Source organism: Curtobacterium sp. BRD11, assembly GCF_031844345.1.
In the GTDB taxonomy this organism is placed as follows: Bacteria; Actinomycetota; Actinomycetes; order Actinomycetales; family Microbacteriaceae; genus Curtobacterium.
Genome location: NZ_JAUZUZ010000006.1, coordinates 140,525 through 161,349, shown reverse-complemented (window position 1 = coordinate 161,349; position 20,825 = coordinate 140,525). Strand labels below are relative to the sequence as shown.

Sequence of the window (20,825 nt, the reverse complement as noted above, 5' to 3'; positions counted from 1 at the left end):
GGGCACACCTGGTCGATCCGGGCGTACCTGGTCTTCCGTTCCGACCAGGTACGCCCGGAAACGCTTGGTACCGCACCTGTTCTGGGAAGGAACGAGCGTCCTGCACAGGGCGACCGGACTGGAGGCTCGTCCACAGTTGCCACGATCGGCACCCGTCGGCGCGTGGAGACCGGGCACGATCGCGGCATGGAACGTCCACTCCCCATCCTCCGTGCGGGACCGGCACGCGAGATCGCGTGTGACCCGACGACCCTGCGCCGCCGCGCACGATCGAGCGGCGCTGACCGGTTGATCCGCGTCGGCCCGAACGCCTTCGTCGAGGGCGCCCGCTGGGACGCCGCGGGGCCTCGGCAGCGCTACGTGACCCGTGTCCATGCACGGCTCGGGCGGATCGGTACCGCGGCGGTCGCCTCGCACGTGTCGGCGGCTGCGGTCCTCGGGCTCCCGGCCCTGGGCGGCTGGCAGGTCCCCGTGCACGCGACCGTGCCCGAGACGATGTACCGCGGGCGGACGCGGGACCTCGTCCTGCACACGCGTCCCGTTCGTGGCGACGAGCTACTGGCGGCCGACGGGATCCGGGTGACGACCGTGCCCCGCACCGTCGTCGACATCGCGATGCAGGACGACCTGCGCACCGCGGTGGTCGTGGCGGACGCTGCGGTGCGAGCCGGGACCGGAGCGGCGGAGCTCCTGGCGGCGGTCGACCCCCGAGCACGCGGGCACCGTCGAGCGGAGCACGTGCTCGGCCTCGCAGACGGGCGCGCCGGATCGGTCGCCGAGTCCTTCGCGCGGGTGGTGTTCCTCGAGCTCGGGCTGCCAGGGCCGGTCCTGCAGCAGGAGTTCGTGGTCGGCGGGAGACGGTTCACGGTGGACTTCTGGTTCCCGGAGCAGGGTGTGGTCGTCGAGATCGACGGTCGAGCGAAGTACACGCAGGAGCGGTACCTTGCGGGTCGGAGCCCCAGCGAGGTGTTCCTCGACGAGAAGCGGCGGCACGAGCAGTTGCTGACCGTGCCCGGCGTGCGGACGATCGTCCGGCTCGAGTGGCGCGACCTGTTCGACCCCGACGGGCTGGTCCGACGCTTCCGAGCCGCGGGACTGCCGTGCCCGGTCCGACCGTCGAGGAGCGCACGGCCCGGGGCGGCCTGACCCGGCAGGCACGCGCATCGAAGAGCGCACGGCCCGGAGCGGCTTGATCTGCAGGCACGCGCGCAGCGGCCCGAGCGCGCCGCAGCCCGACGACGACGTGGCCGGGAGCCGACCCAGGGGCCCGCGGTTAGCGTCGCGCCCATGGCTGTCACCGAGATCTGGCTCGTCCGGCACGGGGAGTCGACCGCGAACGTCGCCGCCGCCAGAGCCGAAGCCGAGGGCGCGGACGTCATCGAGGTCGACCACCGCGACGCCGACGTCCCGCTCAGTCCGTTGGGGGAGGAACAGTCCCGAGCGCTCGGGCAGGAGCTCGCCGACCGCGGCGTCGACGACGTCCCGGTCGCCCTCTGGGTCTCGCCGTACCGCCGGGCGCAGCAGACGATCGGCATCGCGCTCGAGGCCGGCGGGCTGACCGAACCGCCGAAGCGCGTCGACGAGCGGCTGCGCGACCGGGAGCTCGGCGTCCTCGACCTGCTCACCCGTGACGGCGTGCGGAACCGGTACCCGGACGAGGAACGCCGACGACAGTGGCTCGGCAAGTACTACCACCGTCCCGCCGGCGGGGAGTCCTGGGCGGACGTGATGCTCCGCCTCCGCACCGTGCTGACGGACGTCGACCGGCTCGAGGGCACCGAACGACTGCTCGTCGCCGCGCACGACGCCGTGGTGATGCTCGCCGTCGCGGTCTGCCTCGACCTCGACGAACACGCCCTCATGGCGTTCGCCGAGGACCACACGGTCGCGAACGCCTCCCTGACACGACTCCACCGCGACGGGCCCGGTGCCCCCTGGACGCTCGAGGAGTTCTCCGCGGTGGGGCACCTCGACGACGACGAGGTCACCGAGCACAGCGGCCGGAAGGACGACGCCCGTGTCGACTGACCAGGAGCCTGCAGCACCGCAGCACATCACGCCGAACGTCCTCCGCGAGTGGGCGCTGCCCGACGCCGGCGCCGGCAAGTACGGCCGGGGACAGGTCCTCGTCGTCGGCGGCGCCGCCCACACCCCGGGTGCCGCCATGCTGTCGGCGCTCGCCGCACTGCGGGTCGGAGCAGGCCGACTGTCCCTGGCGGTCGGGTCGAGCGTGGCGAACCAGGTCGCGGTCGCCGTGCCCGAGTCGGGCGTGGTCCCGCTCGCCGAGGACGACGGCGGACACATCGCCGTCGGCGCGATCGACGCCGTGCTCGACACGGCCGGTGCTGCCGACGCGGTGCTGGTCGGTCCCGGGCTGGACGAGCCGGACGGTGCTCGGGACCTCGTCGCGGGCATCGCGGACGTGGTCGGTCCGGACACCTTCGTCGTGCTGGACGCCTTCGCGCTCGGCGTCGCGGCGGACGTCGAGGACCGGCTCAGGCCGTTGCGCGGTCGTCTCGTCCTCACGCCGAACAGCGGTGAGGCCGAGCGGCTGCTGGGTCGGGACTGCGGGGACGACGACGTCGCCGACGCCCGGGAGATCGCCGAGCGGTACGGCGCCGTGGTCGCGCTGTCCGACGTCATCGCGGCGCCGGACGGCCGTGCCTGGGTGAAGGGCACCGGCTCCGGAGGGCTCGGGACGAGCGGCAGCGGCGACGTGTTGTCGGGTGTGGTGGTCGGATTGCTCGCCCGCGGTGCCGAGCCGGCACAGGCCGTCGCCTGGGCGTCGTACGTGCACGCCGCCGCGGGTGACCGCCTCGCCGTGCAGGTCGGGCCACTGGGCTACCTCGCCAGCGAACTGTTGACCGAGATCCCGCGGGTCCTGGTCGAGCTCGGCGGCTGACGACGGCGCTCGTTCCTTCCCAGAACGACTGCGATACCTGGTCGGAACGGTTGTCCCTGGTGGAACCGAACGACCAGGTACGCCCGGATCTACCAGGTACGCCCGACCGCGCCCGGCGACGCCACGGCCACAGCCACGGCCAGGGCCAGACCTAGCGCCACGGCCACGGCCAGGGCCAGGGCGAGCGCGCTCACCCGCCTATCCGCGCAACGCCTCCACGGCCTTGTCGAACCGGCGCTGCCGCGTCTCCGGGGCCTTCGCCGCGAGCACCGGGTCCACGAGTGCCCGCTGCCGTGACGCCGACAGGGTCTCGTACGCCGCACGGACCCCGGCCGCGTCGAACGCCGCCGCCAGGTCGGAGGGCAACTCGACGGTGCGCGGCAGGGTGTCGAGCTCGAGTGTGACCTCGACGGTGTCCCCGGCGCCGATCCCCGCTGCGGTGCGGTGAGCCTCCGACAGCGGCACGAGGAACTGCCCGCCCATCACCCCGACCGTGGACCGGTAGGTGTAGCCGCCGTCGATCGTGACCACCACGGCAGGGCGCTTCCCGGAGCCGAGGGCGTCGATGACCTCCTCGGGGACGGGCAGGCCGGTGGCCGTCTTCCTCGCCTGCAGGACCGTCGTCGTGAACTGCACCCGTGCCTCCCGGCTGTCCGCGGTCGTGACCGCACCCGCGCGGCCGACGCGGCCGACGCGACCGACGCGACCGACGCGACCGTGCGTCGTACCGGTCGAGCGCAGGACGCGCGACCGGACGTCGAGCCCGCCGCGATCGACCCTCGCCGGGGACCGTCCCCGGCAGCGAAACCGTACAGCCGTACCCGCTGTTCCGCCACCGTTCACCGCCGCAGCACGACCCCGAAACCGGGCGCGTCCACGATCGTGCCCAAGCCGGACCCCCGGACACCCGAATCCCCACAGCACCCGGAAGGCACACCCCGTGCAGCACACCCGCACCCTGGCCGGCATCGCCCTGGCCGCAGCAGCAGTCGTCACCCTGGCCGGTTGCTCGGCGACGAGCAGCGCGTCGACGTCGAGCGACACCGACTGGAAGACCGCCACGAGCGCCGAGTCGGCCGGCGGCATGGACGCCCTCGTGAAGGCCGCGAAGGCCGAGGGGCAGCTCAACGTCATCGCCCTCCCGCCGACCTGGGCGAACTACGGCAAGATCATCGACGGCTTCGAGCAGAAGTACGACATCAAGATCAACTCGGCCAACCCGAACGGCTCCAGCGCCGACGAGGTCGCCGCCGTCAAGTCGCAGCAGGGCCAGTCGACGGCCCCCGACGTGCTCGACCTCGGCAACGCCGTGATGCAGCAGAACCTCGACCTGCTCACCGACTACAAGGTGGCGAACTGGTCGGACATCCCGGACACGCTCAAGGACGCGGACGGCAAGTGGACCCGCGACTACACGGGCCTCATGTCGATCGGGTACGACTCGTCGAAGATCACGGACGCCCCGAAGGACCTGGACGACCTGCTCGGCAGCGAGTACAAGGGCAAGGTCTCGATCGCGGGCGACCCGACGCAGGCGAACCAGGCGGCGTCGGCGGTCTACCTCGCGGCGCTCGAGAACGGCGGCTCGGCCGACGACATCTCGAAGGGCGTCGACTACTTCGGCAAGCTGCAGCAGGCCGGCAACTTCCAGAACGTGCTGCCCACCCAGGCGACGGTCGCCTCGGGGGAGACGCCCGTCGTGATCCAGTGGTCGTACAACAACCTCGCCTGGGGCCCGGCGGCCGGGTCGAGCGGCAACCAGGACTGGAAGACGGTCGTCCCCGAGGGGCAGGCGCTCGGCTCGTACTACTCGCAGGCGATCAACAAGGACGCACCGCACCCCGCGGCGGCACGCCTGTGGCAGGAGTACATCGCGAGCCCCGACGCCCAGAACCTGTACCTGCAGGCCGGCGCCTTCCCGTCGACCCTCGCGGCGATGGAGCAGTCGGGCAAGGTCGACGAGGACGCCCTGCGGGCCGCAGGCGGGATGCCGAAGGACTACGTCGAGCTGACCGACGCGCAGGTCACCGACGCGGCGAAGGTCCTCGCCGCGAAGTGGTCCGCCACGATGGGGTCCTGAGCAGCATGACGACCGCATCGGCGCCGGGCGGCAGCGCGTTCACCCCGGCCGCGGGCACGGGCACCGCAGTCCCGGTCCCCGCCGCCACCAGCGCGGCAGCGGCCCCCGTCGCGTCGTCCGGCGCCGATGCGGCCACCGCCGCCCGTCGCACCGGGACCCGGGCTCGCCGCCGCCCCGGCCTCGCCTGGCTCGGCCTCACCCCGTTCGCCGCGTACGTCCTGCTCTTCCTGGCCGTCCCCGCCGTGATCGCGGTCGGCAGCGGGTTCTCCACCGGCGACGGGCGGTTCACGCTCGCGAACCTCGCAGCGCTCCGCGACCCGTCCGTCCTCCGCGCGTTCGCCGGTTCGTTCGGCCTGTCCGCGGTCTCGGCCGTGATCGGCGCCGTCGTCGGTGCCCTGGTCTGCTGGGCGCTCGCCGCGCTCCGGCCCGACGGGTTCGTCCGCTCGATGATCGACTCCGCCGCCAGCGTCCTCGCACAGTTCGGCGGCGTGATGCTCGCGTTCGCGTTCATCGCCACGATCGGCGCGCAGGGACTGGTCACAACCTGGCTGGTGTCGGCCTTCGGTCTCGACCTCAACGCGAACGGGACCCTCCTGTACACCGTCCCCGGTCTCGTGATCCCGTACGTCTACTTCCAGGTGCCGCTCATGGTCCTCACGTTCATGCCCGCCCTCGAGGGCGTCAAGCCCCAGTGGGGCGAGGCCGCCGCCACCCTCGGCGCCTCGCGCGCGACCTCATGGCGGCGCATCGCCCTGCCCGTGCTCGCGCCGGCGTTCTGGGGGTCGCTGCTCCTGCTCTTCGCGAACGCGTTCTCGTCGTTCGCCACCGCGGCGGCACTCATCTCGCAGGGCGGCATCGTGCCGCTGACGATCCGCGCGCAGCTCACCAGCGAGACGATCATCGGTCTGCAGAACGTCGCGGGTGTGCTCGCCCTCGGCATGGTCGTGGTCATGGCGGTCGTGATGGGCGCCTACTCGCTGCTCCAGCGTCGCGCTGCGCGGTGGCAGCGGTGACCGCCGTCCCCTCGGTCCGCCCCGTGGCCGCCGCATCCCGGCCTGGAGGCCCCACCCGCGTCGGCCGCTTCGGCGTCGCTCCGTCCCGGGGCACCGCCGTCGCCGTGCTCGCCCTGGTCGGACTCGTCGTCGCCGTGCCGCTGGTCGCCCTGGCACAGTTCACGTTCCGCCAGGGCACCGACGGGGCGCTCACGCTCGACCACTACGCCGCGATCGTCGACCCCGCGAACGCGTCCACCTACCAGCCGGTGTTCGACGGCCTCGCGTCGTCCCTGCTCATCGCGGTGATCACCGTCGCGATCGTGCTGCTCGTGCTCCTGCCCGCCCAGATCGTCACCGCGCTCCGCTACCCCCGCCTGCGCCGCGTGCTCGAGTTCGTCTGCCTGGTGCCGATCACGGTGCCCGTCGTCGTGCTCGTCGTCGGCTTCATCCCCGTGTACCAGGTCGTCGCGCAGGTGTTCGGCTCCGGCGCCTGGACCCTGGCCTTCGCGATCGGCATCGTGTCGCTGCCGTTCGCGTTCCGCCCGATCGCCGCGGCGCTGACCTCGGTCGACGTCACGGTGCTGTCCGAGGCCGCTCGCTCGCTCGGCGCCTCGTGGTGGACCGTGACGTGGCGGATCCTGCTGCCGAACCTCCGCCGCGGCACCACCGCCGCGTGCTTCCTGACCGTCACGGTCGTCCTCGGCGAGTACACCCTCGCTTCGTTCCTGTCCCGCACCACGTTCCAGACCGCGCTCGTGCTCGTGCAGCAGACCGACCCGTACGTGGCCGCGATCTTCTCGCTCGCCGCACTGCTGTTCGGCTTCGTGCTGCTCGTCGTCATCGGCCGGGTCGGCGCGGGCCGCCGGCGCACCCCGAAGGAGTCCACATGACCGTCACCGCTCCCGCCGCCCCGGCGTCGCTGTCCACCGAGGGGGCGACCGTCGAGCTCGAGGCGGTCGAGAAGCACTACGGCTCCCACCGTGCGCTCGCCGGCCTGTCGCTCCGCATCGAGCCCGGCGAGTTCGTCTCGCTGCTCGGGCCGTCCGGCTGCGGCAAGACCACCGCGCTGCGTGCGCTCGCCGGTCTCGAGGCGATCGACGCCGGCGCGATCCGCATCGACGGGGTGGACGTCGACGCGGTGCCGGTCGAGCGGCGCGACATCGGCATGGTGTTCCAGCAGTACTCGCTCTTCCCGCACATGACGGTGCGGCAGAACGTGTCGTTCGGCCTCGAGATGCGGAAGGTCGCCGCCCCAGCACGCCGCGAGCGCGTCATCGAAGCGCTCGACATGGTGCACCTCGCCGGCCTCGCCGACCGGTTCCCGCACCAGCTCTCCGGCGGGCAGCAGCAGCGGGTCGCCCTCGCCCGTGCCCTCGTCACCCGCCCGCGCGTGCTCCTGCTCGACGAGCCGCTGTCCGCGCTCGACGCGAAGGTGCGGGTGTCCCTGCGTGACGAGATCCGCCGCATCCAGAGCGACCTCGGCATCACGACCGTCTTCGTCACCCACGACCAGGAGGAGGCACTCGCCGTCTCCGACCGCATCGCGGTGATGAACGCCGGCGGCATCGAGCAGGTCGGGACGCCCGAGGAGCTCTACCGGCACCCCGTCTCGGCGTTCACCGCGGACTTCGTCGGGCAGTCGAACCGCCTGCGTGGCGACCTGCGCAGCGGCGACGTGTTCGTCTACGGCTTCCACGTCCCGGCGCTCGCAGCGGACACCGCGGACGGTCCGGTGCTCGCCTACGTCCGCCCCGAGGACGTCGCCTTCGCCGCCGAGGGCGTCACCGGCACCGTCGTCACGTCGAGCTTCCTCGGGTCGATCCGGCGCACGACGGTCCGGCTGGACGACGACACGGTCGTGACGGTGCAGCACGAGGTCGGCGACCGCCGCGCCGCTGGCGACGCCGTGGCCCTGCGGCTGCTCGGCGCCCCGGCCGCGGTCGCCCCGCTCGCGTAGCGACCCCGTGCTCGGACCGTCCCGCCGAGACCCGGGCTGAGCGACGGATCGCGGGCCGCGCCGCCCGGGATCCGTCGCTGGAACGCGAGACCCGGCCCCCGGCCGGGGCGACCAGGTGCCGGTCTGGAGGCGCGGGGCGGGCCCGCACCGCGCCTCCAGACCGGCGGCGGGTCAGCGCTCGAAGCGCGCGGCCGGCTCGTCGGACAGGCCCGCCCGGACCCGCTCCAGCATGTCCGTGGACATCTCCGGCAGGGCGTCGAGCGGCGCCCAGAACGCCTCGGTGTTCTCGCCGTCCGCGGGGGCGGGCGTGCCGGACACGTACCGGCACGCGAAGACCAGGTCGAGGTACTGGGCGCGGTCACCGTTCGGGTAGGTCATCTCGGGCAGGACGTGCACCCAGTTGAGGCGCTCGGCGACCGCGACGACGTCGGCCTCCTCGAGGACCTCGCGCTCGGCGGCGACCGCGGGTTCCTCGCCCGGGTCGACGATCCCCGTCACCGGCGTCAGCGCGCCGTTGTCCGCGCGCCGGACGACGAGCAGTTCGCGGTCGGGGCCCTCGCCGCGCGTGACGACGGCGGTGATGCCCGTCATCCACAGCGGATCGTTGCCGACCTTCTCGCGCAGGGACAGGACGAAGTCAGGGGTGGGCATGCCCCCACGCTACCGAGCACCCCTGTCGGCGACTGGTCATGACCAGTAGGGTGAGGGCGTGGAGATCATCATCCTGCCGACGCCGGCCGAGGTCGGTCGTGTCGCTGCTGCCAAGATCGCCTCGGTCGTCGCCGAGAAGCCGTCCGCCGTCGTGGGTCTCGCGACCGGGTCGAGTCCGCAGGGCATCTACGCCGACCTGCGTCGTCGGGTCGAGGCGGGCGAGGTGTCCTTCGCCGCGGCCCGCGGGTTCGCCCTCGACGAGTACGTCGGGATCCCGCTCGAGCACCCGGAGTCGTACGCGTCGGTGATCCAGCGCGACGTCGTGGAGCCGCTCGGGTTCGACCCCTCGCGGGTGCGGGTGCCGGACGGCCGTGCCGCGGACCTGGCGTTCGCGGCGAAGGAGTACGACGCTGCGATCCGGGCCGCCGGCGGGGTCGACGTGCAGATCCTCGGGATCGGGGCGAACGGGCACATCGGGTTCAACGAGCCGACGTCGTCGTTCGCCTCCCGCACCCGCATCAAGACCCTCGCACCGTCCACGCGTGAGGCCAATGCCCGCTTCTTCGACTCGCTCGACCAGGTGCCGACGCACTGCATGACGCAGGGGCTCGGCACGATCCTCGAGGCGCGTGAGCTCGTCCTCGTCGCGCAGGGCTCGGCGAAGGCCGACGCCGTGGCCGCCGCGGTCGAGGGGCCGCTGTCGTCGTTCGTGCCCGGGTCGGCGTTGCAGCTGCACGAGCACGCGACCGTCGTGGTGGACGAGGAGGCCGCAGCCGGGCTCCGTCTGGCGGACTACTACCGGTACACGTACGCCAACAAGCCGGAGTGGCAACGCTTCGAGTGACGCCTGCCGAGCGGGATCAGCGGGCGGACGCCAGGCGCGCCATCCCCTCGCGCAGGGTCTCCTCGGAGCAGCCGAAGTTGAGCCGGGCGTGGCCGATGCCCGGCTGCCCGAAGTCGCGACCGTTCGTCAGCGCGACCTTCGCCCGGTCGACCAGCTGCAGGGCGGGGTCGTCGCCCCACGGCAGGGCCCGCAGGTCGAGCCAGGCCAGGTAGGACGCCTGCGGCTGCCGGTACCCAGCACCGGGCAGGGCCGAGCCGAGCTCCTCGGCGAGCACACGGCGGTTGCCGGCCAGCTCGGCGAGCAGCGACGCGAGCCACGGCTCCCCGTCACGGAAGGCGGCGACGCTCGCGGTGTACCCGAGGATCCCGGTGCGCTCGACGACCTCGACGGGCAGCCCGTCGAACCAGCCGCGCGCCCGCTGAGACGCCCCGACCATGAGCGCACACTTCGTCCCGGCCAGGTTCCACGCCTTGCTCGCGCTCGTCAGGGCGACGCCGTGCTCGATCGCCTCGGGTCCGCAGGTGAGGAACGGGGTGAACACCGCGTCCGCGTGCACGAGCGGGGCGTGGATCTCGTCGGAGACGACGACGGCGTCCCACTCCGCGGCGAGCCGGGCGAGTGCCACCAGGTCGTCGCGGGCGTGCACGAGCCCGAGGGGGTTGTGCGGGTTGCAGAGCAGGACCGTCCGGGCGCCGCCGGCGAAGGCGCGCTCGACCCCGGCGAGGTCCATCCGCCATCCGGCCGTGGTGTCGAACGGGTCGGGTTCGCCGTCCGGGGCGAGCAGCGGCACCTCGGTCACGGTGCCGCCGGCCTCGCGGACGTACTCCCAGAACGGCGGGTAGACGGGCGGCATGACGACGACCTGGTCGCCGGGGTCGACGACCCGTCGGAGCACCTCGACCGCCGCCACCGACACGTCGGTGGTGGTCCGGACGAGGTCGGGGTCGACGTCCCATCCCCACCGGCGGTCGGCGAAGTCGGCGAAGACCTCGGGCAGCACCCGGGTGTGCCCGACGTACCCGGTGTCCCCGTTGCGGACGGCGCGCTCGAGTGCCTCGCGCACCGGCTCGGCGGGGACCGAGTCCATCTCGGCGACGAACATCGGCAGGACCTCGGGCGGGTACGCGGTGTACTTCTCGCTCGTGCGGGTGCGCTGCGCATCGAACACCGAGATCATGACGCTCATGCGGCCATCCTGACAGCGCCGGTCTCGGACGTCACGCGACCGACGTGCCGAGCAGCTCCTCGGACAGCTTCCACACGCGTCGGGCGTCCTCAGCACTGCGCAGTGGCTTCCACAGCGGCGTCCGTCCGGGCGCTCCGCCGACACCGCCGGCACCCGTCGGACCCACGAACCCGCCGTCCCGCACGGCCGGGTCGGTGGCTGCGACGAGCGCCGGCAACCCGGCGGTCCTCGGGGTCCCGACGAGCAGGCCCCGAGCGGACAACCAGCGGATCACCCGGACCTGCGGGGTGTCGCCGCTCCGACCGAGCTCCGGGCGCGCGGCGAGCAGGCTCGTCGGCGCGACCCCGGGGTGCGCGAGGTTGCTCGTGATGCCCCATCCGCGGTCGGCGCTCCGTCGGGCGAGCTCGAGCCCGAACAGGCCGAACGCGATCTTCGACTGCCGGTACGCGCGCATCCCGTCGTAGCTCCGCTCCCAGTTCGGGTCCTCCCAGTGCACGGCGCCGCTGCGCGCGACGATGCTGATCTGCGACGTGACGTGGCCGCGCGCCGCACGGAGCAGCGGCAGGAGTCCGCGGACGAGTGCGACGTGTCCGAGGTGGTTCGTGCCGAGCTGCAGCTCGAAGCCGTCGGCCGTGGTCTGCCGCTCGGGTGGGGTCATGACCCCGGCGTTGCCCACGAGCAGGCCGACCGGCTGACCGGCCGACCGCATCGACTCCGCGAACGCGTCCACCGAGGCGAGGGACGACAGGTCCATCGCGCCGAGCTGCACGTCGGCGTCCGGGTGTTCGCGGAGCACCCGGATGCGTGCGGCCTCGCCCTTGCTCGGGTTGCGCACGGGGAGCACGACCGTGGCGCCGGCGCCCGCGAGTGCCGTCGCGATGCCCAGGCCGATGCCGTCGCTCGCACCGGTGACGACGGCGCGGGTGCCGTCCAGTCGCGGCAGGGTGATGTCGATGGGTCGTGTCGGCACGGTGGTCTCCTCGGGATCGTCGCCCGTCGTCGGGCTGGTGCCAGCCTGCGTCGGCGACCGGACCGCAACCAGGACCTGACGGACCGTGGCTGCGGAGGACGCGGACCGGCGAGGATGGGCCCGTGATCGATCGACCGGCGCTCGGCGCCTTCCTCCGCGGACGCCGGGAGGCCCTGCAACCGTCCGACGTCGGCCTCCTGCCGGGACAGCGGCGCCGGACCTCCGGGCTGCGCCGCGAGGAGGTCGCGGCGGTCTGCCACATGTCCCCGGACTACTACGCCCGGCTCGAACGGGGCACCGGTCCGCAGCCCTCCGAGCAGATGGTCGCCGCGATCGCGCAGGGGCTCCACCTGAGCCGGGCGGAACGCGACCACGTCTTCCGCCTCGCCGGGCACCGACCGCCGGAGTCCGGCGCGGGCTCGGACCACGTGGGCCCGGGCATGATGCGCATCTTCGACCGCCTGGTGGACACGCCGGCCGAGGTCGTCACGGAACTCGGCGAGACGCTCCTGCAGACGCCGCTCGCCGCCGCACTGTTCGGGGACGCGAGCCAGCGGCAGGGGCCGTCGCGCTCGATCGGCTGGCGCTGGTTCACCGAACCGGGTGCGCGGGACCTCTTCCCGCCGGAGGACCGCGACACCACCGCGCGGCTGTACGTGTCGTCACTGCGTGAGGTCGCGACCCGGCGCGGTCCCGGGTCCCGGGCAGCGCGGCTCGCGGACGAGCTCCTGCAACGCTCCGACGAGTTCCGGACGCTGTGGGACCGGCAGGAGGTCGGCCTCGTCCCGGGGACCGTCAAGCGCTACGACCACCCGGAGGTCGGCCGACTCGAGCTGCACTGCCAGGTGCTCCTCGACCCGGAGCAGGCGCACGTGCTGCTCGTCTACACCGCCGTCCCCGGGACCGAGAGCCACGACCGACTCCGGCTGCTGTCCGTCGTCGCGGCCTGACACCGTCGCCGGATCGTGACCACCCGTCCGCGATCGATCGGTGACGATGGACGCATGCGTCGGGGGACGAGGGGACTCGCCACGGCATCGGCCGTGCTGGTGCTCGTGACGACCGGCTGCGCCGGCATCGGGCCGACGGCGTGCACGGCGATCGGTTGGACCGACACCGTCGCCGTCGAGGTCCCGGGTTCCGCGGACCCGGCGTCCGGCGTCGCGGGCATCGTCGTCTGCCAGGGCCCGGACTGCACGCCCGGGGTGCCGCCCGAACCAGCCGTGCCGACCGCCCCTGGGGAAGCCACACCGGGCGCGCCAGCGGTCGGGACACTGCCGGACGGCACGGCGCCGACGGCAGTGCTCCCCATGGTCGAACGCGACGGGGACGTGTGGTCCGTGCCGACCTCGCCGGACACCGCGGGGCGCGGGCACGTGGCGGTCCTCGGCGCGGACGGCCGGGTGCTCGTCGAGCGCGGCGTCCACTTCACGTGGGTGCGGCACGGCGGGTCCGAGCAGTGCGGTGGGCCCTCGACCGCCGAGGTCGTCGTCCGGCTGCCCTGACCGCCGGCATCCGTGACCCACCCGACTCCCGAACTCGACCGGTAGAAGTGGGGGACCGCATCCGACGCACGAAGGAGTGCCCCATGCCGGACCGCCACGGACCGCTCGACCCGGAGTCGCTCCCGGAGCCGGTCGACGTCAGCGACAACACCGAGGCGATGCGTGCCGTGCACGAGGTCGTCGCCGCCGGACCCTTCGACGCGACGTGGGCGTCCCTGGCCGCCTACGAGCCTCCACGCTGGTACGAGGACGCCAAGTTCGGGGTCTTCCTGCACTGGGGCGTGTACTCCGTCCCGGCGTTCGGCAACGAGTGGTACTCCCGCGAGATGTACCGGCAGGGCACCGAGGCCTTCGACCACCACGTCGCGACCCACGGCGAGCACCGCGACTTCGGGTACAAGGACTTCATCCCGTCGTTCACGATGGAGCACTTCGACCCGGCCGCGTGGGCAGCGCTGTTCCGTCGTGCGGGTGCGCAGTTCGTCGTGCCCGTCGCTGAGCACCACGACGGGTTCGCGATGTACGACACGGACCGGTCCCGCTGGAGTGCCGCACGGATGGGGCCACGGCGCGACGTCTTCGGCGACCTCTCCCGAGCGGTCGACGAGGCCTGGATGGTCCGCGGTGCCTCGTCGCACCGTGCCGAGCACTGGTTCTTCATGAACGGCGGTGCCCGGTTCGACTCCGACGTGCTCGACCCGCGGTGGTCGGACTTCTACGGTCCCGCGCAGCGTGAGGAGACGGCTCCGAACGAGCGGTTCCTCGAGGACTGGCTCCTGCGCACCGTCGAGGTCATCGAGAAGTACCGGCCGCAGGTGCTCTGGTTCGACTGGTGGATCGAGCAACCGGCGTTCGCCCCGGTGCTGCAGACCCTCGCCGCGTACTACTACAACCGGGCGGCCGAGTGGGGACGCGAGGTCGTCATCAACTACAAGTGGGGAGCCTTCGCGCCCGGCACCGCGGTCTACGACATCGAGCGCGGAGCCGTGGCGGGCACCGAGCCGACCGTGTGGCAGAACGACACGTCGGTGTCACGGACCTCCTGGTGCTGGGTCGAGGGGCACGAGTACAAGAGCGTGCGCGAACTCGTCGCCGAGCTCGTCGACGTCGTCGCGAAGCGCGGGGTCCTGCTGCTCAACGTCGGCCCGAAGCCGGACGGCACGATCCCGGTCGAGGAGCAGCGCCTGCTCGAGGGCATCGGGCACTGGCTCGGCCTGCACGGCGAGGCGATCTACGGCACCCGGCCCTGGACCGTACCGTCCGAGGGACCGACCGCGGTGACCGCCGGGTCGTTCGTCGACGCTGCCGCTCCGGCGTACACGGCGGAGGACGTCCGGTACACCGTGCGGCACGACGTCACGGGCGACTCCCTCTACGCGGTCCTGCTCGCCCGGCCCGACGACGGCGTCGTACGACTGCGGTCGCTCGGGTCGGCGTCGGCGCTCCTCACCCGCACGATCAGCGATGTCGCGGTGCTCGGCTCCGGGACCGTCACGCGGTGGGACCGGACCCCGGACGCCCTCGAGGTGGAGGTCAGCGGCTCCACGACCGAGGACAGCGGACCCGTGCTGCGGATCCGCTTCGCGCCGGAGCAGGAGCAGCCCCGTCAGGACTTCCTGCACCAGTGACCGTCCGGCGGGAGCGCGCGGACGAGGTCACGCGCCGGCGGTGTCGGGGTGCATCCAGAACGGCGACCAGTGGTACCCGTCCGGGTCGTCGAACTGCCGCTGGTACATGAACGGGTACTCGTCGGTGTCCCCGATCCGCCCGCCGGCAGCGCGGGCCCGCTCGACCAGCTCGTCGACGGCCTGTCGGCTGTCGAGGTCGAACGAGAGCGTGACCTTCGACGGGGTGCCCGGTCCACCCACCAGGTCCTCCGTGCCGCCGACGCTCGCGTAGGCCTCGCGGCTGCTGAGCATCAGGTACTGGTCGGTCCCGAACACGACGCACGCGACGTCGTCCCGCGACATCCGCGGGTCGATGGTCCACCCGAGGGCCCTGTAGAACGCGGTGGCGCGCTCGACGCTCTCGACCGGGCAGGAGACGTAGAGCGCCATGCGGAGATGGTCCCGCCGCGCGCCGCCCGGGTCAAGACCTGGCGGGCACCAGCTCCCGACCGGCGCCCCACACCCGCTGCACCTCGAGCGCGGGGGAGAGCGCCACGAGGTCCGCGGCGTACCCGGGCGCGACCCGGCCCAGCCGGTCCCCGAGCCCGAGCGCCGCTGCCGGCACGCTCGTCAGCGCCGCGACCGCCTCGGGCAGCGACGCTCCGGCGGCCGACACGGCGAGCCGCAGCGCCGCGTCCTGCGTCAGCGTCGAACCCGCGATCGTGTCCGTCCCGGCGACGCGCGCGACGCCGTCCACCACGTCCACCGTCAGCGACCCGAGCGCGTAGGAGCCGTCGGGCGACCCGGCCGCGGCCATCGCGTCGGTGATCAGTGCGACGCGCCCCGGCGCCGCACGGAGCAGCACGCGGGCGACGGCGGGGTGCACGTGCACACCGTCGAGGATGAGCTCGAGCGTCACGCGGTCGTCCTCGGTCGCCGCGGCGATCGGACCCGGCGCCCGGTGGTGCAACCCCGGCATGGCGTTGCACGCGTGGGTGAGCACGGTGGCACCGGCGTCGAAGGCCGCCCGGGCCTGGTCGTACGAGCAGACGGTGTGTCCGACGGCGACGGTGACCCCGGCGTCGACGAAGCGGCGGACGGCGTCCAGCGCTCCCGGCAGCTCGGGCGCGATCGTGACCTGCCGCAGGACCCCGGCACCCGCGTCGAGCAGGGCGTCCACGGCCGCCGGCGACGGATCGACCAGGTGGGCGGCGTTGTGGGCGCCCCTGTTGTCGGGGGAGAGGAACGGCCCCTCCAGGTGCGCGCCGAGCACGAGCGGGTCCGTCGCGGCGACGGTGCGGATGCGCTCGAGCGACGTCGCGAGCGCTGCCGAGGGGTTCGCGACGAGGGACAGGACCGAACGGGTCGTCCCGTGCATCCGGTGCACGGCGAGCGCCGCGTCGAAGGTGTCGTCCTCGTAGGCCGCGCCGCCACCACCGTGCCCGTGCAGGTCGATGAACCCGGGCGTCAGGACGGCGTCGCCGAGGTCGACCACGTCCGGGGCGCTGGGCGCGTCGGCGCCGGAGCCGACCGCTTCGATCACGTCGCCGGCGAGCAGGACCCAGCCGTCGGCCGTGGAACCGGCCGCGTCGACCAGCCGACCGGCTCGGACCAGCGTGCGCCGCGCCTCCAGACCGGAGCCGGACCCGGACCCGGACCCGGACCCGGACCCGGAGCCGGACCCGGACCCGGAGCCGAGGCCGGACACCGACGCTGACCCGGAGCTCACGCCGTCTCCCGCCGGAACGCGACCACGCCGGAGAGCGCCGCGACCAGCACGAAGACCAACCCGACCACCGGGTGCCCGAGCGACACCCAGGCGCCGCCGGCCGCGATGACCAGCGCGGTCTCGACGACCACCTTGCCCACCACGTCGGTGTCGATCGGCGAGCGCGGCGAACGGAAGAGGAACCAGACGACCGCGGCGAACACCGGTGCCCCGACCATGAACAGCACCCCCGGGAACGGGAACGGCCACGCGAGGTAGCCCCAGTACGCCAGTGACAGCAGCCCGAACGCGCACACGAGCACGCGCAGCACCGTCCAGCCGGAGACGGAGGCCCGGCGGCGTGCGGGTGCCGGGTCCGTGGGCGGCGGGACGTCGCCCCAGTCGACGGGGCTCTGCGGTGCGTTCGTCATGCGGTGCCTACCTGAAGATGATCGTGCGGGCGCCGTCGAGGAGGACGCGGTCCTCCGCGATCCAGCGCACCGCCTGCGTCAGCGTCCGGGACTCCTCGTCCTGGCCGATCGAGACCAGCTCGGCGGGCTCCTTCGTGTGGTCGACCCGGACGACGTTCTGCTCGATGATCGGGCCCTCGTCGAGGTCGCTCGTCACGAAGTGCGCCGTCGCACCGATGAGCTTGACGCCGCGCGCGTGCGCCTGCCGGTACGGGTTGGCGCCCTTGAAGCCGGGCAGGAACGAGTGGTGGATGTTGACGGCGCGGCCCTCGAGCGCGGCGCACAGCTCCGGCGACAGGATCTGCATGTAGCGGGCGAGGACGACGAGTTCGATGTCGTGCTCCTCGACGGCCTCGAGGATCCGCTGCTCCATCGCCCGCTTCGCGTCCGCGTCGGTGACCGGTCGGTGCTCGAACGGCACGGAGTAGAACGCCGCCAGCCCGGACAGGTCGGCGTGGTTCGACAGCACGAGGGGGACCTCGATCGGCAGCTGGCCGCCGCGCTGCCGGTAGAGCAGGTCGTTCAGGCAGTGCCCGGCCTTCGACACGAGCACCAGGGTGCGCATCGGACGCCCGACCACGTCGAGCTGGACCCGCATGCCGTAGCGCTCGACGACGGGTGCGAGGGCCTGCTCGAACGTCTCGCGGTCGACCGGCGCCATGACCTGCAGGCGCATGAAGAACGAGTTCGTGTCGGCGCTCGAGAACTGCTGCGACTCGGTGATGTTGCCGTTCGCCGCGACCACGGCTCCGGAGACGGCGTGCACGATCCCGGGCTGGTCGTCGCAGACGAGCGTGAGGGTCCAGTGCGTGGGGTTCGGGGCGGTCACGGAGATCAGGGTACCGGGGCGCTCCGGCGTTCCGGCGGTTCGGCCGGGAGGCCCGTGGCGCGTCCGACGTGCGGCCCACGTCGCCGACAGGCCGGGGCTGACCCCCGGGCGCCGCGTCCACAGGGGCTGGTCCTGTCGTGGGGGGCATCGGTACCCTGGAGAGGGGAGGGTGCGATGACGATCGACTCAGCGGTGCGGGTCCGCACCCAGGCCACGCGCGGCTTCGCCGTGCCCGCCAGCTTGGACGATCTCACGGGCCCGGCCGAGGGCTCGCTCCGGCTCCCCGACACGGTGTACTGGGGGCCCGACCCGGTCGTCGACCTGGCCCACTGGGACGATGTCGCGAAGGCGTACGAAGCAACCCTGCGTGAGGGCACGCTTGCTGACGTCCAGGCCCTGGTCAGTCCGGCGGTCCTCCGGCGATGGTGGTCGCGGCTCTTCCTGCCCGTCCGGATCCGACGTGCGTGGGAGAGCCGGTTCCCCGAACTCGTCTCGTGATCGCGAGCGAGGCGATGCAGCGACGCGTGGCGTCGATCGCCCTCGCCGCGACCGACGACTCCGGGTTCGCACTGGCAGGGTCGGGTGCCATCCGTGAGCACGGGTTCACGGCTCGCCCCACTGCTGATGTGGACCTCTTCACCGACCGACGGGACGCAGGTGGGTTCGAGCGCGCTCTCGGCGATGTCATCGCGCAGCTCGCCTCCGAGGGCTTCGTCGTCACCGTCGCCAGACGCTTCGAGCTCTTCGCCAGGCTGCGGGTCACGCTCGATGGTGAGGTGGTCGAGGTCGACCTGGGAGTCGACTGGCGCGCTCGGCAACCCGTCGTGCTCGCCCTCGGCCCGGTGCTCGACGAGTACGACGCGGTGTCGAACAAGGTTGCAGCCTTGTTCTCGCGTGCGGAAGCGCGAGACTACCTCGACGTCGACGCGATCCGCCGGAGCGGGAGGTTCTCGGACGCCGAGCTCCTCGACGGCGCAGCCGAACACGACGACGGCTTCGATCGACAGCTCTTCGCCGAGGCGCTCCGACAGGTGCGGAGGATCGGTTCGCGGCGTGTGCGTGAGTACGGCGTGACCCCCGCCGAGTTGGCGGGTGTCGAGCGGAGGCTGACCGACTGGGCCGACCAGATCGAAGCGGCGATCGGCGCCGAGCACTGACGCGCCACGTCAGCGCCGGTCCGCCCGCGCCAGCGCCCGGTCTGCGAGCGTCAGCACGCTGAGCAGCACGCCGACGCCGAGCATCACCCACGCGAGCACGTGCAGGTCCGGCGTGGTCGGGGCCTGGCCGAACACCCCGCCGATCAGCGAGGACGCCGCGATCGCGCCGATGTAGATGCTCGTGCGCGACAGTCCGGCGGCGGTACCGATGTACTCCGAGGGCACCACCTTGTACAGCGCCGCCTGGTTCGACACCGACGCCAGCGCCTGGGGCACCCCGAACAGCGCCGGTACGACGAGCAGCAGCACGAGCGGCGACCCGGCGTGCAGCAGGAGCAGGAGCCCGGCGCCGACCAGGGGGACGAGCGCCGCGACGACGAGCGGCCGGCGGACGGCGGTGCGGCGGGCGACCATGAACGACACCACCCCGGCGACGACGGCTGCCGGGAGCTGCAGGTACCCGGCGACGTCGCTCGGGTAGCCCGCGACGTCCTGCACCCACTGCGAGAACCCGTACGTCATCGTGTAGGCGAGCAGGTAGGTCAGGAACAGCCGCGCGTAGGTGCGGGACAGCGCGCCGTTCCGGACGAGCAGGCGGACGTCGACGAAGGGCTTCGTCGCGCGCAGCTCCCAGAGCACGAGCGCCACGAGCAGCACGACGGCGACCGCGAGCAGCCACCAGAGTCCGGCGCCGAGGTCGAGCAGGAACACCAGGAGCGCCGACACCGCGCCGGTCATGAGCACCATGCCGAGCGGGTCGAGCGCGGTCCGGACCGGCAGCTGCTCGGCGTCACGGGGTCGGAGCCGGTCGGACGGCAGCCACATCGCGGCGACGACGAGGCCGAACACGGCGAGCGGGACGTTCACCAGGAAGATCGCGTGCCAGCCGAACGCCGCGATCAGTGCGCCGCCGAGGGGCGGCCCGGCCGCAGCGGAGACCAGCGAGGTGATCGAGAGCGCCCCGAGCACGAGCGGCGGTGTCGGCTTCCCGATCCTGGCGGAGTGCTGCCGCAGGGTGGTGAGGGCGGCCGGGTACGCCGACGACGTCCCGATCCCGATCAGCACCCGTGCGGCGACCGCCCCGCCGAACCCGGTCAGCACCTCGGGCACGACGCCGGCGACGCCGACGATCACGAGTCCGGTGAGGAAGACCTTCTTCGGGCCGAACCGGTCGGCGAGCTTGCCCATCGTCGGCTGCGCGACCGCGCTCGCCAGGTAGAGCGCGGCGACGAGCCAGATCGCCTGCGAGGCACCGATGCCGAGGTCGCGGGAGATCGGCGCGAGGGCGACGGACACCATCGTCGTGTTGATCGGGTTGAGCAGCGGACCGACCAGGACGGGGACGAGGAGCTTCGGGCCGAAGCCGCTGCCACCGGTGGTGCCGGCGTCGGGGACGGTCGGGACGGGGGAGGTCGACGTGGACGTGGTGGGCTTCTTCCTGGGGTCAGTCGTCGGTGAGCGGCGTGAGGATCGCGAGGGCGCGCGCGACCGTCACCCGGTCCTCGTCGGGCAGCGCGGCGAGACGGTCCGCGAGCACCCGGGTCCGGGTGGTCCACGCGTCGGCGCGGGCTCGGGAGCCCGTCTCCGTGGCACGGACGAGCGTGCGGCGGCCGTCCGTCGGGTCGGGTCGACGCTCGACGAGCCCGAGGTCGACGAGGGCCTGCACGGTCGCGCCCATCGACTGCGGGCGGACCCCCTCGGCGCGCGCGAGGTCGGCGACGGTGCTCTCGCCGTGGCGCAGGAGCCGACCGAGCGCGGCGGTCTGGGACGCGGTGACCTCGTCGGCCTTCCCGGCGAGCAGCGTGCGACGGATGCGACCGTGCAGGGTCAGCAGGTCGTCCGCGAGCGTGTCGATCGGTTCCACGGTGGAACAGTACGACTGAACAGGGCACCTTGCAAGGTTGCCTTCTGATCAGATGGTGCCGACCCCTGTTGTTCGCCCGGATGCGCGACCACCGCGACCA

The 20,825-nt window shown here is 73.0% G+C and carries 23 protein-coding genes; 13 read left to right on the top strand and 10 right to left on the bottom strand.

The window, feature by feature from the left end; all coding sequences use genetic code 11:
- Positions 1-186: 186 nt before the first annotated feature.
- From Q9R28_RS14010 to Q9R28_RS14000, 3 genes are all read left to right on the top strand, one after another.
- Positions 187-1,146 carry a hypothetical protein gene (locus Q9R28_RS14010; protein WP_311206390.1) on the top strand — a complete coding sequence of 320 codons (960 nt, stop codon included), beginning with the start codon at positions 187-189 and terminating at the stop codon, positions 1,144-1,146.
- A gap of 141 nt (positions 1,147-1,287) precedes the next feature.
- Positions 1,288-2,028 carry a histidine phosphatase family protein gene (locus Q9R28_RS14005; RefSeq protein ID WP_311206389.1) on the top strand — a complete coding sequence of 247 codons (741 nt, stop codon included), beginning with the start codon at positions 1,288-1,290 and terminating at the stop codon, positions 2,026-2,028.
- Positions 2,018-2,902: an NAD(P)H-hydrate dehydratase gene (locus tag Q9R28_RS14000; protein WP_311206388.1), complete on the top strand. Its 885-nt coding sequence runs from the start codon at positions 2,018-2,020 to the stop codon at positions 2,900-2,902. The genes Q9R28_RS14005 and Q9R28_RS14000 overlap by 11 nt, the downstream gene beginning before the upstream one ends.
- 198 nt (positions 2,903-3,100) lie before the next feature.
- Here Q9R28_RS14000 and Q9R28_RS13995 read toward each other — a convergent pair whose 3' ends face one another.
- Positions 3,101-3,538 carry a YdeI/OmpD-associated family protein gene (locus Q9R28_RS13995; protein ID WP_311206387.1) on the bottom strand — a complete coding sequence of 146 codons (438 nt, stop codon included), beginning with the start codon at positions 3,536-3,538 and terminating at the stop codon, positions 3,101-3,103.
- A 304-nt stretch (positions 3,539-3,842) separates the two neighbouring features.
- On the opposite strand from Q9R28_RS13995, the gene Q9R28_RS13990 reads away from it, so the two are divergent.
- From Q9R28_RS13990 to Q9R28_RS13975, 4 genes are read left to right on the top strand one after another with little or no spacing between them, the layout of a single operon-like run.
- Positions 3,843-4,982 (top strand): extracellular solute-binding protein, encoded by a 1,140-nt coding sequence (locus Q9R28_RS13990; protein WP_311206386.1) that lies wholly within the window; start codon positions 3,843-3,845, stop codon positions 4,980-4,982.
- A gap of 5 nt (positions 4,983-4,987) precedes the next feature.
- Positions 4,988-5,995, top strand: coding sequence for an ABC transporter permease subunit (locus Q9R28_RS13985; RefSeq protein ID WP_311206385.1), 1,008 nt, complete (start codon positions 4,988-4,990; stop codon positions 5,993-5,995).
- A gap of 23 nt (positions 5,996-6,018) precedes the next feature.
- Complete coding sequence (locus Q9R28_RS13980) at positions 6,019-6,867, top strand: ABC transporter permease subunit (RefSeq protein ID WP_311206384.1); 849 nt, start codon at positions 6,019-6,021, stop codon at positions 6,865-6,867.
- The gene (locus Q9R28_RS13975) at positions 6,864-7,934 is read left to right on the top strand and encodes an ABC transporter ATP-binding protein (protein WP_311206383.1); all 1,071 of its coding nucleotides are present in this window, start codon (positions 6,864-6,866) and stop codon (positions 7,932-7,934) included. Before Q9R28_RS13980 ends, Q9R28_RS13975 begins: the two co-directional genes overlap by 4 nt.
- 171 nt (positions 7,935-8,105) lie before the next feature.
- On the opposite strand, the gene Q9R28_RS13970 is transcribed toward Q9R28_RS13975, so the two are convergent.
- A complete protein-coding gene (locus Q9R28_RS13970; RefSeq protein ID WP_311206382.1) occupies positions 8,106-8,585 on the bottom strand; it encodes an NUDIX domain-containing protein in 480 nt (159 codons plus the stop codon).
- A gap of 58 nt (positions 8,586-8,643) precedes the next feature.
- On the opposite strand from Q9R28_RS13970, the gene nagB reads away from it, so the two are divergent.
- A complete protein-coding gene (gene nagB, locus Q9R28_RS13965) occupies positions 8,644-9,429 on the top strand; it encodes a glucosamine-6-phosphate deaminase (protein ID WP_311206381.1) in 786 nt (261 codons plus the stop codon).
- 16 nt (positions 9,430-9,445) lie between these two features.
- Here the strand turns inward: nagB and Q9R28_RS13960 are convergent, their stop codons facing one another.
- Complete coding sequence (locus Q9R28_RS13960; RefSeq protein ID WP_311206380.1) at positions 9,446-10,615, bottom strand: aminotransferase class I/II-fold pyridoxal phosphate-dependent enzyme; 1,170 nt, start codon at positions 10,613-10,615, stop codon at positions 9,446-9,448.
- 31 nt (positions 10,616-10,646) lie between these two features.
- Positions 10,647-11,585, bottom strand: coding sequence for an SDR family oxidoreductase (locus Q9R28_RS13955; RefSeq protein ID WP_311206379.1), 939 nt, complete (start codon positions 11,583-11,585; stop codon positions 10,647-10,649).
- A gap of 122 nt (positions 11,586-11,707) precedes the next feature.
- Here Q9R28_RS13955 and Q9R28_RS13950 point away from each other — a divergent pair, with 122 nt between their 5' ends.
- The 3 genes from Q9R28_RS13950 to Q9R28_RS13940 all read left to right on the top strand — a co-directional run bounded on the left by Q9R28_RS13950 (position 11,708) and on the right by Q9R28_RS13940 (position 14,718).
- Positions 11,708-12,535: a helix-turn-helix transcriptional regulator gene (locus Q9R28_RS13950; RefSeq protein WP_311206378.1), complete on the top strand. Its 828-nt coding sequence runs from the start codon at positions 11,708-11,710 to the stop codon at positions 12,533-12,535.
- A gap of 54 nt (positions 12,536-12,589) precedes the next feature.
- The gene (locus tag Q9R28_RS13945; protein ID WP_209685368.1) at positions 12,590-13,090 is read left to right on the top strand and encodes a hypothetical protein; all 501 of its coding nucleotides are present in this window, start codon (positions 12,590-12,592) and stop codon (positions 13,088-13,090) included.
- Positions 13,091-13,173: 83 nt separating this feature from the next.
- Entirely contained in the window at positions 13,174-14,718 is a 1,545-nt protein-coding gene (locus tag Q9R28_RS13940) for an alpha-L-fucosidase (protein WP_311206377.1), read from the top strand.
- 27 nt (positions 14,719-14,745) lie between these two features.
- Here Q9R28_RS13940 and Q9R28_RS13935 read toward each other — a convergent pair whose 3' ends face one another.
- From Q9R28_RS13935 to purU, 4 genes are all read right to left on the bottom strand, one after another.
- Positions 14,746-15,147: a VOC family protein gene (locus Q9R28_RS13935; RefSeq protein ID WP_251155243.1), complete on the bottom strand. Its 402-nt coding sequence runs from the start codon at positions 15,145-15,147 to the stop codon at positions 14,746-14,748.
- 31 nt (positions 15,148-15,178) lie between these two features.
- Positions 15,179-16,330, bottom strand: coding sequence for an N-acetylglucosamine-6-phosphate deacetylase (nagA, locus tag Q9R28_RS13930; protein ID WP_396137168.1), 1,152 nt, complete (start codon positions 16,328-16,330; stop codon positions 15,179-15,181).
- Positions 16,331-16,422: 92 nt separating this feature from the next.
- Positions 16,423-16,836 carry a YrdB family protein gene (locus Q9R28_RS13925; protein WP_311206376.1) on the bottom strand — a complete coding sequence of 138 codons (414 nt, stop codon included), beginning with the start codon at positions 16,834-16,836 and terminating at the stop codon, positions 16,423-16,425.
- Between the two features lie 7 nt (positions 16,837-16,843).
- A complete protein-coding gene (gene purU / locus Q9R28_RS13920; RefSeq protein ID WP_066656765.1) occupies positions 16,844-17,704 on the bottom strand; it encodes a formyltetrahydrofolate deformylase in 861 nt (286 codons plus the stop codon).
- A 174-nt stretch (positions 17,705-17,878) separates the two neighbouring features.
- Between purU and Q9R28_RS13915 the strand changes: the two genes are divergently transcribed.
- The gene (locus Q9R28_RS13915) at positions 17,879-18,202 is read left to right on the top strand and encodes a hypothetical protein (protein WP_066656763.1); all 324 of its coding nucleotides are present in this window, start codon (positions 17,879-17,881) and stop codon (positions 18,200-18,202) included.
- 26 nt (positions 18,203-18,228) lie between these two features.
- A complete protein-coding gene (locus tag Q9R28_RS13910; RefSeq protein WP_251155245.1) occupies positions 18,229-18,861 on the top strand; it encodes a nucleotidyl transferase AbiEii/AbiGii toxin family protein in 633 nt (210 codons plus the stop codon).
- Between the two features lie 9 nt (positions 18,862-18,870).
- Here Q9R28_RS13910 and Q9R28_RS13905 read toward each other — a convergent pair whose 3' ends face one another.
- Together Q9R28_RS13905 and Q9R28_RS13900 are read right to left on the bottom strand one after the other, a co-directional pair.
- Complete coding sequence (locus Q9R28_RS13905) at positions 18,871-20,184, bottom strand: MFS transporter (protein ID WP_311206422.1); 1,314 nt, start codon at positions 20,182-20,184, stop codon at positions 18,871-18,873.
- Between the two features lie 121 nt (positions 20,185-20,305).
- Positions 20,306-20,725 (bottom strand): MarR family winged helix-turn-helix transcriptional regulator, encoded by a 420-nt coding sequence (locus Q9R28_RS13900; protein ID WP_311206375.1) that lies wholly within the window; start codon positions 20,723-20,725, stop codon positions 20,306-20,308.
- Positions 20,726-20,825 lie beyond the last annotated feature (100 nt).

Bases quoted from the DNA above. Each gene is read 5' to 3' on its own strand.
- Q9R28_RS13925 (WP_311206376.1), bottom strand. From the start codon at position 16,836: ATGACGAACGCACCGCAGAGCCCCGTCGACTGGGGCGACGTCCCGCCG.
- Q9R28_RS13970 (WP_311206382.1), bottom strand. From the start codon at position 8,585: ATGCCCACCCCTGACTTCGTCCTGTCCCTGCGCGAGAAGGTCGGCAAC.
- Q9R28_RS13985 (WP_311206385.1), top strand. From the start codon at position 4,988: ATGACGACCGCATCGGCGCCGGGCGGCAGCGCGTTCACCCCGGCCGCG.
- Q9R28_RS13940 (WP_311206377.1), top strand. From the start codon at position 13,174: ATGCCGGACCGCCACGGACCGCTCGACCCGGAGTCGCTCCCGGAGCCG.
- Q9R28_RS14005 (WP_311206389.1), top strand. From the start codon at position 1,288: ATGGCTGTCACCGAGATCTGGCTCGTCCGGCACGGGGAGTCGACCGCG.
- Q9R28_RS13960 (WP_311206380.1), bottom strand. From the start codon at position 10,615: ATGAGCGTCATGATCTCGGTGTTCGATGCGCAGCGCACCCGCACGAGC.
- Q9R28_RS14010 (WP_311206390.1), top strand. From the start codon at position 187: ATGGAACGTCCACTCCCCATCCTCCGTGCGGGACCGGCACGCGAGATC.
- Q9R28_RS13915 (WP_066656763.1), top strand. From the start codon at position 17,879: ATGACGATCGACTCAGCGGTGCGGGTCCGCACCCAGGCCACGCGCGGC.
- Q9R28_RS13975 (WP_311206383.1), top strand. From the start codon at position 6,864: ATGACCGTCACCGCTCCCGCCGCCCCGGCGTCGCTGTCCACCGAGGGG.
- Q9R28_RS13935 (WP_251155243.1), bottom strand. From the start codon at position 15,147: ATGGCGCTCTACGTCTCCTGCCCGGTCGAGAGCGTCGAGCGCGCCACC.
- Q9R28_RS13945 (WP_209685368.1), top strand. From the start codon at position 12,590: ATGCGTCGGGGGACGAGGGGACTCGCCACGGCATCGGCCGTGCTGGTG.